General features: G+C 67.4%; 13 protein-coding genes. 5 read left to right on the top strand and 8 right to left on the bottom strand.

The window, feature by feature from the left end:
- Nucleotides 1-12 precede the first annotated feature (12 nt).
- Nucleotides 13-1,113: an Mrp/NBP35 family ATP-binding protein gene (locus HRU76_12960; protein QOJ18442.1), complete on the bottom strand. Its 1,101-nt coding sequence runs from the start codon at nt 1,111-1,113 to the stop codon at nt 13-15.
- Between the two features lie 224 nt (nt 1,114-1,337).
- Between HRU76_12960 and HRU76_12955 the strand changes: the two genes are divergently transcribed.
- On the top strand, nt 1,338-2,102 hold the full coding sequence (locus HRU76_12955) for a metallophosphoesterase family protein (GenBank protein ID QOJ18441.1): 765 nt from the start codon (nt 1,338-1,340) through the stop codon (nt 2,100-2,102).
- A gap of 68 nt (nt 2,103-2,170) precedes the next feature.
- On the opposite strand, the gene HRU76_12950 is transcribed toward HRU76_12955, so the two are convergent.
- Nucleotides 2,171-3,727: an MATE family efflux transporter gene (locus tag HRU76_12950; protein QOJ18440.1), complete on the bottom strand. Its 1,557-nt coding sequence runs from the start codon at nt 3,725-3,727 to the stop codon at nt 2,171-2,173.
- Between the two features lie 95 nt (nt 3,728-3,822).
- Here HRU76_12950 and HRU76_12945 point away from each other — a divergent pair, with 95 nt between their 5' ends.
- On the top strand, nt 3,823-4,824 hold the full coding sequence (locus tag HRU76_12945; GenBank protein ID QOJ18439.1) for an FAD-binding oxidoreductase: 1,002 nt from the start codon (nt 3,823-3,825) through the stop codon (nt 4,822-4,824).
- On the opposite strand, the gene HRU76_12940 is transcribed toward HRU76_12945, so the two are convergent.
- From HRU76_12940 to HRU76_12920, 5 genes are all read right to left on the bottom strand, one after another.
- Nucleotides 4,790-5,449: a pyroglutamyl-peptidase I gene (locus tag HRU76_12940; GenBank protein QOJ18438.1), complete on the bottom strand. Its 660-nt coding sequence runs from the start codon at nt 5,447-5,449 to the stop codon at nt 4,790-4,792. The two genes, HRU76_12945 and HRU76_12940, sit on opposite strands and share 35 nt — an antisense overlap.
- Before the next feature lie 17 nt (nt 5,450-5,466).
- Nucleotides 5,467-6,447: an alcohol dehydrogenase catalytic domain-containing protein gene (locus tag HRU76_12935; protein QOJ18437.1), complete on the bottom strand. Its 981-nt coding sequence runs from the start codon at nt 6,445-6,447 to the stop codon at nt 5,467-5,469.
- Between the two features lie 162 nt (nt 6,448-6,609).
- Entirely contained in the window at nt 6,610-7,620 is a 1,011-nt protein-coding gene (locus tag HRU76_12930; GenBank protein ID QOJ18436.1) for a HEAT repeat domain-containing protein, read from the bottom strand.
- 163 nt (nt 7,621-7,783) lie between these two features.
- Entirely contained in the window at nt 7,784-8,449 is a 666-nt protein-coding gene (locus HRU76_12925) for a hypothetical protein (protein QOJ18435.1), read from the bottom strand.
- A 474-nt stretch (nt 8,450-8,923) separates the two neighbouring features.
- On the bottom strand, nt 8,924-9,562 hold the full coding sequence (locus HRU76_12920) for a hypothetical protein (protein QOJ18434.1): 639 nt from the start codon (nt 9,560-9,562) through the stop codon (nt 8,924-8,926).
- Between the two features lie 585 nt (nt 9,563-10,147).
- On the opposite strand from HRU76_12920, the gene HRU76_12915 reads away from it, so the two are divergent.
- The 3 genes from HRU76_12915 (at nt 10,148) to HRU76_12905 (ending at nt 13,872) form a co-directional block, all read left to right on the top strand.
- Nucleotides 10,148-10,810 carry a proprotein convertase P-domain-containing protein gene (locus tag HRU76_12915; GenBank protein ID QOJ18433.1) on the top strand — a complete coding sequence of 221 codons (663 nt, stop codon included), beginning with the start codon at nt 10,148-10,150 and terminating at the stop codon, nt 10,808-10,810.
- 250 nt (nt 10,811-11,060) lie between these two features.
- Nucleotides 11,061-12,062: a hypothetical protein gene (locus HRU76_12910; protein QOJ18432.1), complete on the top strand. Its 1,002-nt coding sequence runs from the start codon at nt 11,061-11,063 to the stop codon at nt 12,060-12,062.
- A gap of 10 nt (nt 12,063-12,072) precedes the next feature.
- The gene (locus tag HRU76_12905; GenBank protein ID QOJ18431.1) at nt 12,073-13,872 is read left to right on the top strand and encodes a tryptophan 7-halogenase; all 1,800 of its coding nucleotides are present in this window, start codon (nt 12,073-12,075) and stop codon (nt 13,870-13,872) included.
- Nucleotides 13,873-14,002: 130 nt separating this feature from the next.
- Here the strand turns inward: HRU76_12905 and HRU76_12900 are convergent, their stop codons facing one another.
- Entirely contained in the window at nt 14,003-14,182 is a 180-nt protein-coding gene (locus HRU76_12900) for a hypothetical protein (protein ID QOJ18430.1), read from the bottom strand.
- Nucleotide 14,183 lies beyond the last annotated feature (1 nt).

Raw genomic sequence — 14,183 nt, 5'->3', positions numbered from 1 at the left:
TTCACCCGGACGCTACCGGATCGACAGCGTCGGCTGAACGAACTTGCCGGCCATCGCCCGCATGGCGACCTGCCGCGCCACTTCGCCGCACACGTGGTCGATCTCTCGCGCCAGCACGGGGTTGCCCCAGTTCCTGAGCGGCGTGCCCGCGTCGCTGTTGACCCGCAGGTCCATGTGGATCGGCATCGCGCCCAGAAAAGGCAGCGACAGATCCGTCGCCATCATCTGCGCGCCGCCGCGCCCGAACAGGTCGTATGTCCTGCCGTCATCGCCCACGAAGTAGCTCATGTTCTCGACGATGCCGAGAATCTCCACGCCCAACTGCTGGAACATACGCACCGCCCGCCGCGCGTCATCCTGCGCCACCTTCTGCGGCGTACACACGATCACGGCTCCACTGAGCGGCAGCAGCTGCGCCAGCGAGAGTGGCACGTCGCCGGTGCCGGGCGGCAGATCCACGATCAGGTAATCCAGTTCACCCCATTCCGTCTGCATCGCCAGCTGGTTGAACGCCCCATGCGCCTTCGGCCCGCGCCAGATGAGCGCCTTGTCGGGATCGACCAGTTTGCCGATGGTCATGACCTTGATGCCATGCACTTCGATGGGCAGGAGGATCTGCTCCGTCTTCAGACGCACGCGATGACCTTCCAGCCCCAGCAGGGTGGGCGCGCTGGGGCCGTAGATGTCGGCATCGAGCAGCCCGACCGACGCCCCCTGTCTCGCCAGCCCGACGGCGAGGTTCACCGACACCGTGGACTTGCCCACGCCTCCCTTGCCGGCGCCCACGGCGATGACGTGCCGCACATCCGGCAGCGGGGAAGAACGACCCTGAAACTGGTCCTGCGGCGTGCGCACGTTGGCGGTAAATGTCACGTCAACACCATCAACTGGCTGGCCAGCCGACGCACTCTTCGCCCGGATCGCCTGCTCCACGTCAGCGCGGATGCGATCCTTCATGGGGCAGGCGGGCGTGGTGAGCTCGATCGTCACCGCCACCGTGCTGCCGCGCGATTCGGCTTGTTTGACCATGTTCAGCGTGACGAGGTCGCGCTTCAGGTCGGGATCCTGCACGGTACGAAGGGCATCGAGAATCTGCTCGGACGACAGAGGCATCGGAACTCCTTGCGGACGGTACACACAAGTGTAGGGTTGAAGCGCCTTTGGGCACGACGCGCAGAACTTGCGCCAGATCGCGCCTCGCCGCGAGTCCCGGGTGCCCGGTTCCGAGCGGCTTGGATCGCTGCACGTTCCAAGGTCTCGATGCCCTGATCCCTTGACGCCTTCCTCCTGCGTTTCACTGACATTCTCCCCCGATCCACCCGATAAACGGGAGACGCATGACCAGCATCGCGGTCATCTCGGACATCCATGGCAACCTGCACGCCCTCGAGGCCGTGCTGGCGGAAATCCGCCGCCTGCGGCTGCGCGAGATCATCTGCCTGGGCGACATCGTCGGGTACGGCCCATTCCCGGGCGAGTGCCTCGATCTCGTGATGGCGCGCTGCCGCCACTCGGTGCGCGGCAATCACGACGAGGCGGCCTTCAACCTCGCCGCAGCCGCCACCTTCAACGGCAACGCCCTTCGAGCCATCCGTTGGACGCGCGAGGCCATGCGGGCGGATCAGCTCGACATGCTTCGATTGCTGCCAGAAGTCACCTACGTCGAGAACGACGTGATGTGCATCCACAATTGCCCGGTGCCGGGGCCGAACGACTACATCCACGACGCGGGCATGGCGGCCCGCGCGTTTCGAGGCGTGGATGTTCGAGTGTGCCTGGTCGGTCACACCCACGTGCCCGCGGTATTCGAGGCGCCGAGCGCCAACGTCGAGGACTACTTCAAGCCCGCCGAGATTGCATCATTCCCGCTGCTGGACGGACAGTCGCTCGCCCTCAAATCCGGACGCCGTTACATCTGCAACCCCGGCTCGGTGGGCCAGCCGCGTGACAACGACCCACGGGCGAGTTTCGGCGTGCTCAACACGCGCCGCTGGACATTCACCATCCGACGCGTGATGTACGACATCGACGCCGCGCAGGACGCCACCCATGCGGCGGGCCTGCCGTCGATCCTGGCGGAGCGGCTGGCGCTCGGGGCGTGATGACGCCGCCATCGCCGTTTCTTCTGATCGTCTCGACCTTGCGTTCCAGTCAAAGCGCCCGGTCGCGGTCACACGCGAATCCTCGCCCACCCGCCGTGCAGGAAGCGCCCGCCGAAGAGCAGTGAGCGCACGATGAGTTCGCCGCACAGGGCGATCCACACGCCCGGCAGACCCAGGTCGTACGTCACCCCGAGGATGTACGCCGCAGGCAGCCGAACGCCATAGCACGACACCGAGGTGATGATGAACGCCCAGGTGGAGTCACCCGCCCCGCGCAGCCCCTGCCTGATGACCAGCACGCCCGCGAAAAAGACCTGCACCAGCCCGCAGATGAAGAGCACGGGCGGCACGTTCTCCAGGTGCACCGGCGCGGTGCTGACGATCGCGGTGAGGAACTCACCCGCGAACATGTAGACGAATCCCAGCACCCCCATGATTGACGCGGCGACGGCGAAACACACCAGAATGGCCTTGCGGGCCATGCGCGGATTGCCCGCGCCGAGGTACTGCCCCGCCAGCGCCCCAGCCGCGGTGCCGATGGCGAAGCCGGGCAGGAAGCTGAACGCCTCCCACTGCACCGCGATGATGTGCGCTCCTTGAAGCCCCTCGCCCGATCCGCCGCGCTGCGCCTCGCGCAGGGCGATCTCGCCGATGAAGCGCAGCACGAACAGGTTCACCAGCCACATCGAGATGCCCTCGGCGAAGCCCGGAACGCCGATGCGTACGATGCGCCAGGTCATCGAACGATCCGGGGCCAGCCGCGGCGCCTCCAGACGCAGGTCGCGCACACCGCGGATGAGCACGTGCAGGGTCATCATGGCCCCGACCACGTACGCCGCCGCCGTACCGCCCGCGATGCCATAGACGTGCAGGTCGAACGGGAATGGGTTTTCGACGACGCTTCCACCCACGCTGACATCCACGCCCGACAGCGTCCACGAGGCCAGGATGTTCACCACGTTCACCGCCAGCGCGATGATCGACGGCTTGGCTGTCTCGCCCGCCCCGTGCAGACACATCCCCCCCACCATCATGATGCCCGTGAAGGGCATCACCACCGCAATCACGCGCACGTACTGCTCGGCGTACATGGTGGCGGCGGGCGTCAGCTCGCACACCGCCGCCAGCGGGGTGACGGCGTACCACAGCGTCACGCCCACCAGCGCGCCCCAGATGACGCTCAGCGAGATCGACTGTCCCAGCGCCTGGGCGGACAGCGTCGTGTCGCCCCCACCGATGCCCCGTGCGATGATCGCCTGCCCGCCGATGCCCAGCCCCGCCATGGCGATGCCCGTGAACCAGCCGACGTAGGCCCCGACGCCCAAGCCGTCGATGGCGGGCACCACCATGTCGCCCGGCAGCGAGCCGGCGATGATCTTGTCGAACAGCCCCACGCACGCCTGCATGGTCTGCTGGAGCATGATCGGCAGGGCGAGAATCCACACCGCCGACCACAGCGTCCTGCCCGCCAGTTTGCCGGAGCGGATGACGCCCTCGGTCTGCCCAAGGGCCTCGGTTTCCTCCACCACCGCCTGGCCGCTGGGCGGGGCATCGGGGTTCAGGGGGGTCGAGACCTCCACCGCTGGCTCATCCATGCCGCCGGTTGTCGAACGATCATCGTTCAAAGCCGGCGATTGTAGCGGGCGGTGATGGGAACCCGAAACGGGGGCATTCGACCGCCCCTGCGACGGATGCCGGCCCGGTCGTACAATCGCCGCTCATGGGATCGGCGCGGACCAACGAGATCGTCGTGATCGGAGCGGGCGTCTCCGGGCTGTCGTGCGCCATCCGGCTGCTCGAAGCGAGCTTCTCCGTGCGGCTCCTCGCCCGGGCCGTCGCGCCCCACATCACCTCCAGCGTGGCGGCCGCCGTGTGGTACCCCTACATGGCCGGCCCGCGCGACAAGGTCACCGCGTGGGGCGCGGCGACGTACCGCACCCTGCATGACATGGCCCGCGCGGGGGTACCGGGCGTCTCCGTCATCCCGTATGTCGAACTCATCCAACCGGGCGGCGGCGAGGACGCGAACGCCACGCCGTGGTGGGCCACGATGATCCCCGGTGCCCGTCCGGCTGCGGCGCACGAACTGCCCACGGGCTACCGCGCCGGATGGGTCATCGACGCTCCCGTGACCGACACCTCGGTCTACATGCCCTGGCTGATGGATCGCGCCTCGGCGCTCGGCGCCGTGATCGAACAGCGCGATGTGACGTCGCTCGATGAACTGCGCGCCCCGCGCCGCATCATCGTCAACTGTACGGGGCTGGGCGCACGGGAACTGGTCGGCGACGACGCCGTGTACCCCATCCAGGGGCAGGTCGTCCGCGTCGAGCGCCCCCCCGGCATCACGCGCGGCTTCTCCGACGATCACCACCCGCGAGGCGTGACCTACCTCATTCCGCGCACGCACGACTGCATCCTCGGCGGCACGTCGCGGAAAGGCGAGTGGACTGTCGAGCCGGATGAATCGGTCACGCGGAGCATCCTTGACGCCTGCCGCCGACTCGAACCCCGGCTTGCCGACGCCCGTGTGCTGGGCGTGCGCGTCGGACTGCGGCCCGGTCGTGACGCCGTTCGACTGGAGCGCCGGCCGCTCGGCGACGGCTGCCACGTCATCCACAACTACGGGCACGGCGGCGCGGGCTTCACGCTGTCGTGGGGCTGCGCTGATGAGGTCCGCGACCTGGTCATGGCGTGTGAGCACCTCTCAACGACCGGATGAGCGCCCGCAGCGCCGCATCGAGTCCGCGCACGATGTCCTCCAGCGGCATCGACGGCGCAGCGGCCTCGCCCGCTGGCGAGCCCGCCAACTGCGCCGGCAATCGCGGCACGTGAATGAACCCGGCGGGGATGCGTCCGCGCGACCTCGATGCTCTCAGGTGCGCCTGCGTCGCGTATGCGATTTCGTTGCAGAGAAACGTGCCCGCGTGGTACGACGCCGCCTCCGCCACGCCCGCCTTCCGCACGGCGCGACGCATGGCGTCGATCGGCAGTGATGATTCCAGCACCAGCGGTCCCCCGGGCACGATCGGTCGCTCGCGCGCCGTTCGCCCCGCGTTGTCTGGGATGCGGTAGTCGCGCACGTTGATGAACAGCCGCTCGAACGTGATGGCGCTCGCCCGCGATGACTCACCCACCGACGCCACCGCGTGCGGTCGCAGCCGGTCGATCGCCTCACACACGCGCCGCGGTGCGACGCCCCCCACCACGGGCAGAATCAGCGCGTGCAGCTCCACTTCGGTTGCGCCGCCCGCGGCCCAGCCGGCGGCCAGATCCAGCACCGCTTCGCGCGAGGGATTCACCGATGAACCGCCAAACGGTTCGAACCCGGTCAGAAGAATGCGCATGACCGAGGATAGGTTCGCTACGGGGTCACCAGCACGCGGATGCTCTCCGGGCTGCCCGCGGCGCGCAGAATGGCCGGACCGTCGTCCAGTCGCATGCGTCGGGTGATGAGCGACACCACGTCCACCCTGCCCTGCTCGATCAGGCGCAACCCGTCCGCCACGGAGCCGCCGAAGGAGCCGATGAGTTCAACCTCGGACGCCACCAGCGGCGACAGGTCCACGCCGCCCACCGCGCCGGCGCCCTGCAGCGTCGGCTGGCTCATCAGCGACTTGAGCAGGATTTTGCCGCGCGGGCGCACCAGGCGCATCGCCAGCTCCAGGCCGTCGGGCGCGCCCGTGCAGTCCACCACGATGTCCTGATCGGCCCGGCGTCCCACGTCGTCGATGTGCCGATGCTTGACGCCCCATTTCTCGCACAGGGCGAGCTTTTCCGAGAATCGCCCCAGCAGGCGCACCGAGGCGTTGAGCCGCGCCAGAATCTGCACCGTGATCAGCCCGAGGTGACCATCGCCCAGCACCGTGATGTAGGGCTTGCCCTCGATGCGCAGTTGGCGCGAGGCCTGCAGCGCCGCCCCCACCGCGTGGGCGAAGACCGCCCGATCGTCGTCCACGTTCTCGGGAACCTCGACCAGGTTGCGCGTCGGAACCGCGACGCGCTCCGCCAGCACGCCGTCGCGCCCCAGCAGCCCCGTCACCTCGCGCTTGCGGCAGTGGACGGGCAGCCCGCGCGTACACAGGGCGCACCGGCCGCATGAGACGACGGGTGAGAACACCACCCGCTTGCCCGCCAGTTTTCTCCCGCCGCCGGTTTCCACCACGCCCACGCCATCGCACCCCGGCACGCCGGTGAAGCCGAACAATCCGGACGCCGCCTCGACCTCGAGCCGTGACGCCGCCGCCCGTGTCACGCGCAGGATCGCCTCACCCTCTCGCGCCGCGGGCACCGGATGACGGCGCTCCAGCCGCGCCGCGCCGCGCTCCGCCACGAGGGCTCGCATGACGCCATCTCCGATGACCTTCGATGCGGTGAGGCCCTCGGCCGCGCTGCGTGGACCGCGCCGGGATGTCGCATTGGATGCGCTGGGCATGACAACTCCCCCGGCTCCCTGACTGAATCGGGCCAGGCAAGCCGGGATCAGGACCATCGAGGCGAGCGGGCATCAGCCGCCCGACCCGCCGCTCCTGTTATCGGCGTCGCCATAGGTGGACTTGTGCTCGCTGGGCCGAAGTCCCGCGGGCTGCTGAGGCGTCTCCCACGTCTTCCTGCTCCAGAAAGCCACCTTTTCCAACAGCGTGTCGTCGCGCTGGTAGGTGGGATAGAGGTATTCGCGCTTGCCCGCGAAGGGCGCTGGATTGTTGTTGTACCAGCGCAGCCAGGCGCGGGCGTCCTCCCCGAAGTCCTGCCCGGTCAGCGTGGCCAGCGACTGGGCCGCGATGCGGTTGAGCATCAGTTCCCGCGCCGACAAGGCCGCCACCAGCGCCTGGAACGACCGATCCTCCGGGTACTGCCCCAGCGCGTCCGCCGCTTCCACCCGCACATCAGCCGGCTGGGCTTCGCTGAGCACCACGGCGCAGATGGCGCCCGTGACGGCGGGGTTGTGCAGCCGCTGCAGGCCCTTGGCCGCCTCCCACCGCACCTGGATCGACTCGTGGGTGAGATACGTGGCGATGGTCAGCGCGTGAGGCGGCTGACCATGACGCGCCAGCGCCCGGATGAGCGTGGCGATCACGATCGGGTTCGTCTCCCGGTCCGGGTGATCGGGGTTGAGCCGGTCGGCGTAGAACTTGACGTAGGGATCAGCCCCGCCGAAGGGTGAGTTGGCGATGAGGGATGTTCCCCGGCGACGCTTCTCGGCGTCGTACTGGTCCATCATCATCACCGCCGCCTCGCTGGGGGTGGGCGGCATGAGGTCTTCGGTCAACGCGGCGAAGTCCGCCGTGAACGAACTGCACCCGCCCAGCAGGCCGCCTCCCGCGATGGCGGCCAGCATCACCCCGCCGGCAACCCACCCGGACACGATCATCCCCCGCGTCAGCCCTCGGAACAAACCCCCGGCACGACCCGCCCCGACGATTCGTGATCCACCCATCGGACGATCCTCCGTGCGGTGACTGTAGGCAGATAATCGCAGGGTGGACGCCGCATCGACCACCTTGGAGTTGGAAATCACGGACCTCCTGTCCGCGCCATCATGGAACGCCGAATCCTGCATCGTCCGAACACCGGGAGAAAGATCGCCAAAAAGCAACCCGGCCCGCGCGAGGCGGGCCGGGCTGGGTGATGTCTCTCAGGAGCGACCGACTGGTCGGGCGCTCACGATGCGGTCATCGCATTCAGGCGCGACGACGACGACGGGCCACCAGACCCGCAGCGCCGAGCAGAGCCAGCGCGCCAGGGGCGGGAATGGCGGTGCCTTCGATGGTGATGGCGTGATCCGAGCCCGGACCACCGAACAGAACGTTCGTGCCCCACGCGGTGCCGAGACCGAAGCCGCCGCCGGGGTTGCGGAAGGCGGTGGGGTCGCCGACATTGCCGGTGGCCTGCATGTTGAAGGCCTGCCCGTGGGTGCCGAACGTGGTCATCGGGGTCAGACCGATCCAGTACGAGCCGGCGCCGACGCCGATGTTCAAGCCGCTCGCCTTGATGGTCATGTGGGTGCCCATGTTGGTCACCACCACGTTGACCACAGTGCCCGTTCCGGGATCATCGCCACCACCAGGCAGCGACCCGGTCTTGGCGAAGATGTTCAGCCGCCCCTGGGTGATCACGCCCGGCCAGCCGGCGTTGACCGAGAAGTACACCGTCACATCGGTGATGGTCGCCGCGGCGCCGAATGTCACGTCGCTGACGCCGTAGGTGCTGAACGTCGGGAAGTCGGAGAACTCCTGATCCACGTACGCGGCAGCGCCCGTATTCGGGGCCTGGTGCCAGAGCACGTCGGCCTGAGCCACGCCAGCAAACGCGGCAGCCACCGCTGCAAAACCAAGAACCTTCTTCATGTCTATCTCCTCTCGCTGCCCCCCGGAGCCGCTGCACGGCGGCTTTCCGAATCGGGAGCGTCGCTTGTTCAACCAACCCTGCGGGCACGAACGCCGCGCCGCAGACGTTGTTGCCGATCGTGATCCTACCGCAACTCCGGCTGGTTGCAAAAGAAATCCGCCAACATTGCGGAGGGAAGGGATGGTCGCGCATCGTCAATGCACGTTGCCCCGTGAAAGGGCCGCATCCCTGTCAAGATGGGGGGATTCGGCATGATGGGAACTCGATCGGTTCCATGATGTCAACGGGTGATGGGTTGCGCGTGAACCTTTGTCTTCGTCCTGATCCATCCTTACCGAAGGCGCCACAGGACGCCGCTTGATCATGGTGCAAGCCGCAACGAAAAACCCGGCCCGCGGGGAGTCGCAGGCCGGGTCGGCTGTTGAACAAGGAGAGCCCGATCGCTCAGGCGCTCGACGGAGAGGTCATCGCGTTCAGGCGCGACGACGGCGACGGGCCACCAGACCCGCGGCGCCGAGCAGAGCCAGCGCGCCGGGAGCGGGGACGGAACCGCCCAGAATCATCGACAGGTCGTTCGGCAGGCCGTTCCACGTGCCGCCCGAGTCGGGGCTCCACGACCCCTGGTTGCCGCCGGCGGAACTGGTCTCCCAGAACCACGAAGACGACGAGCCGAAGTTGGTGCTGTTGGTCACGGAGACCCAGAACGTGCCCGCCCCAAGCGACACGGGAGCCGCCAGGACGACGTCGTAGCGGTACTCATCCACGCCGAAGATGACGATGCCGGTGGCGGTTCGGACCAGACTCGCCGGCGTGGTCGTGTGGACCACGGCGCCGGGCAGGCCGCCGTTGTCAGCCCGGAACTCGATGGTGAACGCATCGGTCACGGGGGTGTTGTTGGGGAAATACCCGCCCCAGAACGACATGTACTCGATGTTCCACGAGGCCTGGCTGACGAAGTTGTCGGCGATGCGCTGAGCCGGGGAACTTCCCGTGGAGTCGGCGAAGTAGCCGTTCACCGCGTCGGGCGTCTGGGTCACGAAGTCGATCCCGGCGTGGGCCGACAACCCGACCGCGGCGCAGGCGACTGCGCCCAGAAACGTACACTTCTTCATCTGATGTCTCCTCTCACGCGCTCCCCGGAAGCAGCCGCGCCGCAGCGTGACGACTTCATGAGCAACGTGCTATTGATCGCCACCCCGGAGTGGCTCGACCATCGAGCCGAATCGCGAAATGGCACTGAGGTGGATGCTACAGCCATCTCATTCCATGCCAAGGTTCAAATCCGGACTTCGGAAGTTTTTTTCCGATCCGCACCGTTTGATCGGCTTGGACAATCTGGGCAATCCGAATGGCGATGGCTTTTTTTGGCTCAGGAACGTCCTCGCGGGGACATCGTGTGAAAATGGAGAAACTGCGTGCGCGCGGCTTGGCAAGATGACGCATCGCGCCTCCAGAGTCCACGACTCGAAAAACTCTCGAACCGTCCGGTTTTCGCTTGCCCGATGCGAGAAAACTGCTAGGTTGATGGGTGGCCCGCTTGGGGGCGGGCCGTTCTGAGCCGTGGGTTGCGTCAGCCATGAACTCAGACAAGGACCGACCCGTCGCTTCGTCGGCGGCGATTTCGGATTCGCGGCGCGTTGCCGCACACGTGTGTTCCCCTGTTCCTGACGTCAGGTGAGAGAAGGAGACCAAGCATCATGAAACTCGCACTCGGCATCTCGGCGGCAGCCATGCTGCTCGCCCCCTCGGCCCTCGCGGGCGTGACCACCATCTTCAGCCGCGGACCCGGCCTCAACGTGCAGATCCCGGACGACACCTACAACGGCACGCTCGGCTCGATGGCGGTTGACCGCCTGCTGATTCAGCAGGAAGGCATCATCAAGGACATCAACGTCCAGATTGGCATGAGCCACACGTGGGCCGGCGACCTGACCATCAAGCTGGTCGGCCCCGGCGGCCAGGTCGTCACCCTCGTCAGCCGCCCCGGCTTCGCGGAACCCGCGGATGACGGCACCGGCTGCTGCGGCACATCGAACGACCTCATCTTCGCCAACCGCATCACGTACGATGATGAGAGCACCGGCGGCCCCTCCGAGAACATGGGCAACTTCGGGAATCCCATTCCCGCCAGGAGCTTCCAGCCCTCTCACGGCGCGGCGGCTCCTGGTGACCTGTCCACCTACGACGGCCTGAACATGGCCGGACTGTGGGAGCTGCGCATTGGTGACAGTGCTGGCGGCGACCTCGGCGTGCTCGACTACTGGCACCTCGAGATCACGTGGAACGAGATCCCCGCCCCCGGCGCCCTGGCGCTGCTCGGCGCGGCCGGCCTCGTGGCTCGTCGCCGTCGTCGTGCGTGAACTACGCCCGACCGCGTGAATCCTTCATCCTGAAGGTTTCAGCCGCCCGGCTCACACAGCCGGGCGGTTTCTTTTTTGCAGGACGATGCATCACGACATCACCCTCGCCGATGACGATGGGAACCGCTTCCATCGCGAAGCGCGCGATTCAACGGCTACCATGAGCTTGACCCGCTCGCAGGTCTTTCTCATGACTGATGCGCCCCGTTCATGCCGATGGCCGCCGCACGCCCCGGGTTTCGCTGGCTTGGTGGTCCGCGCCGGCGGCGCGTACATCCTGCTGGGCGCGCTGGGCAAGACGCTGTTCGGGACGCCCTCCGACCTGCCGGCGGCGCTGCTGCGCTGGATGTACTGGGATCATCATGCCCTCCTGGTGCTGGTGATCGCGGTCGAAGCACTGATCGGCATGACTGCGATCATCGCCCCGCGCCTGGCGTGGCCGATCGTCATGGCGGCGCTGGCGGCGTTCATGGCCATGCTGGGGGTGCAGATGTCCGAAGGGGCGACTTCGTGCGGATGCTTCGGGTCAGCCCTGACCGTGCCGCCCTGGGTGATGATGGTGGTGGACGGTGTGCTGCTGGCATTGCTGGCGTTGAGCCGTCCGTGGTCGGCGCTCGCCGGCCAACCCTGGCGCTGGTGGGCGCCCGGAGCAGGCGCGGCGGCGGCCGTCGTCGCGGGTCTGTGGGTGCAGCAGGCGGCGAGGGTGGATGGTCCATCTGATGGTCGCAGTCCCGGATCGACCGTCGGTGATCGTCAGCCGCCCCTGGACTCAGGTTCGTCCGGCACGGGCGGCTCGGCATCGCAGGCGCCTCCGTCCGATGGCTCAACCCCGCCCGTTGCGCCTCCGCCTGACGGAACCCCTTCCAGCTCGTGGCGGCTGCCGGCTCGGTTTCCCCGCTACGTGGTGCTTCAGCCCGGCGCGTGGATCGACCAGCCGGTCGGGGAGACGGTGCTGGCGACGTGGGTGGACCCCTCGCTGATTCCCGGTGATTGCGACATCGTGTTCTTCATGGAGACGTGTCATCACTGCGCCGCCCACCTGCGTCAACTGGCGCAATCGCCGCCGTCGATTCCGTTGGTGCTGATTCAGGTGCCCACGCCTGCCGGGAGCACGTATCCGGTGGTGGTGGACGTGTACCCCGAGGCGAGCCGCCTGCGGCTGCCGCGCGGAACCGAATGGCACATCCAATTGCCGTGGCACGTGGAGATTCGGGGTGGCAGGGTGCGCCAGGCGCGGTATCTTGGTCAGTGAATGATCCGTGATGCGGGCACGACCGGGGGTGCCGTGTGGGGTGCAGGTCGTGGACGAGGTGCGCGGCGGGACAATCGAGTGTGACGTGGCGATCATCGGGGGCGGCCCCGGCGGCAGCACCTGCGGCGCGCTGCTGAAGAAGTACGCTCCGTCGCTGCGTGTGGTCATCTTCGAGAAGGAGCGGTTCCCGCGCGATCACATCGGCGAGAGCCAGCTGCCGCCGATCAGCGCGGTGCTGGACGAAATGGGCTGCTGGGACAAGGTGGAAGCGGCGAACTTTCCCATCAAGGTCGGGGCCACCTTCAAGTGGGGGAGCAGAGGCGAGTTGTGGGACTTCGAGTTCCTCCCCCTCAAGGACTTCAAGAACGAGCCGAGGCCGGCGAAGTTCGTCGGTCAGCGACGCCAGACGGCTTTCCAAGTCGACCGAGCCATCTACGACGACATCCTGCTGCGCCATGCCGAGTCGCTCGGCTGCGAGGTGCATGAGCAGACGCAGGTGCGCCGCGTGGAGCATGAGGGCGACCGGGTGACGGGGCTGACGCTGGCCGATGGACGACGCGTTGAGGCGCGGCACTACGTGGATTCATCCGGGCACGTCGGGGTGATGCGCCGGGCGCTGGGGATTCCGGTGCAGGCCCCCACCGCGCTGCAGAACATCGCCATCTGGGACTATTGGGAGAACGCCGAGTGGGCGGTGCACATCGGCGTGGGCGGCACGCGCATTCAGGTCGTCAGTGTCGGCTTCGGCTGGATCTGGTTCATCCCGCTCGGTCCGACGCGAACCAGCGTCGGACTGGTGTGCCCCGCGAAGTTCTACAAGGAATCCGGCAGGACCGCGCGGCAGTTGTATGACGAGGCGCTGTCGCGCGAGGACCGGCTCAGGGGATTGCTGGCCAACGCCACGGCGCGAGGCCGCCTCGAGACCACCAGCGACTGGTCCTTCGTGGCGGACCGGACCGTGGGCGAGAACTGGATGCTGGTGGGCGAGGCGGCGGGATTCGCCGATCCGATTCTCTCGGCCGGGCTGACGCTGACGCACACCGGCGCGCGGGAAGCTGCGTACACGATCATCGCCCTTGACGCCGGTGAGCACAACGCGGACTGGCTGCGCGACCAGTACGACCACAACCAGCGGGCGCGAGTGCGCCAGCACATCCGATTCGCCGACTTCTGGTACGCCGCCAACGCCCAGTTCACTGACCTGCAGGCACACTGCGCCGAGATCGCGCGCGAGTCCGGATTGCGCCTGACGCCGCAGGCGGCGTGGCGCTGGCTGGCCCAAGGCGGGTTCTCCAACGACTTCATCGGACAGGTCGGCATCGGCGGCTACGACCTGACCGCGGCCAAGCAGCTGTTGCAGATGTTCACGCAGCGCAATGCGTCATGGCAACTCAACGAAGTCAACGTGCTTCGGCTGAACCTGACCGGCGCGGAGCGCCAGCCCATCGCACTCTACCAGGACGGCCGGATCGAGGCGATCGACTGCTACATCAAGGGCCATCTGCGTTTGCCGGTGGCGGACATGCACGCTCGCCTGATCCGGATGCTCGGCACGACCTCCAACGTGGGGGAGATCTTCACTTCGCTGGAGCGCGAGTTCGCCGCCACGCTGCCGCCGCCGCATCGTCGCGTGGCCATGCAGCACGCAATGCAGACGCTGGAGGTGATGCTCAATGACGGCTGGGTCATCGGCAAACTCGACAAGCGGAAGCCGCGACTGTCGCTCGAAACGCCGGAGGAGGGCGACATCATTCACTCGCATGACCAACCGCGTCCGCGGGCGGGCTCAAGTCCCGCCGCCGCCGGATGATGAACCCTCCCGACACCCGCACGCGCCAACACAAAAAACAGTCCGGGCCTTGCGGCCCGGACTTCCACTCCCCTTCCCCTCCCCTGCCGCTCCCCATCCCCTCCGGCGGGGAGAACTCCCTTGAACAAGTTCACGCTGAACGAACGATGGCGAACCAGTCGTTTGTGTCGATGGTTTCGGGCATGCCGATCGCGGTGTCATCGGAGCCGTCACCGTTGAAGTGGCCCGCGAAGGCCGGTGCGGCCAGCACGCCGCACGCCAGAGTGAGCGTTGCATGGAACGGGATGATCGGGCGAGTCGGCAGTGACATG

It is taken from the genome of Phycisphaeraceae bacterium (assembly GCA_015709595.1).
In the GTDB taxonomy this organism is placed as follows: domain Bacteria; phylum Planctomycetota; class Phycisphaerae; order Phycisphaerales; family SM1A02; genus CAADGA01.
Note: the sequence above shows the minus strand (reverse complement) of the source record. Positions and strands in the feature narration are given on the sequence as shown.

What these genes read in the sequence shown, in the direction of transcription:
- HRU76_12955 (QOJ18441.1), top strand. Translation starts at nt 1,338, where the DNA reads ATGACCAGCATCGCGGTCATCTCGGACATCCATGGCAACCTGCACGCC.
- HRU76_12940 (QOJ18438.1), bottom strand. Translation starts at nt 5,449, where the DNA reads ATGCGCATTCTTCTGACCGGGTTCGAACCGTTTGGCGGTTCATCGGTG.
- HRU76_12900 (QOJ18430.1), bottom strand. Translation starts at nt 14,182, where the DNA reads ATGTCACTGCCGACTCGCCCGATCATCCCGTTCCATGCAACGCTCACT.
- HRU76_12925 (QOJ18435.1), bottom strand. Translation starts at nt 8,449, where the DNA reads ATGAAGAAGGTTCTTGGTTTTGCAGCGGTGGCTGCCGCGTTTGCTGGC.
- HRU76_12915 (QOJ18433.1), top strand. Translation starts at nt 10,148, where the DNA reads ATGAAACTCGCACTCGGCATCTCGGCGGCAGCCATGCTGCTCGCCCCC.
- HRU76_12960 (QOJ18442.1), bottom strand. Translation starts at nt 1,113, where the DNA reads ATGCCTCTGTCGTCCGAGCAGATTCTCGATGCCCTTCGTACCGTGCAG.
- HRU76_12920 (QOJ18434.1), bottom strand. Translation starts at nt 9,562, where the DNA reads ATGAAGAAGTGTACGTTTCTGGGCGCAGTCGCCTGCGCCGCGGTCGGG.
- HRU76_12945 (QOJ18439.1), top strand. Translation starts at nt 3,823, where the DNA reads ATGGGATCGGCGCGGACCAACGAGATCGTCGTGATCGGAGCGGGCGTC.
- HRU76_12905 (QOJ18431.1), top strand. Translation starts at nt 12,073, where the DNA reads ATGCGGGCACGACCGGGGGTGCCGTGTGGGGTGCAGGTCGTGGACGAG.
- HRU76_12935 (QOJ18437.1), bottom strand. Translation starts at nt 6,447, where the DNA reads ATGCGAGCCCTCGTGGCGGAGCGCGGCGCGGCGCGGCTGGAGCGCCGT.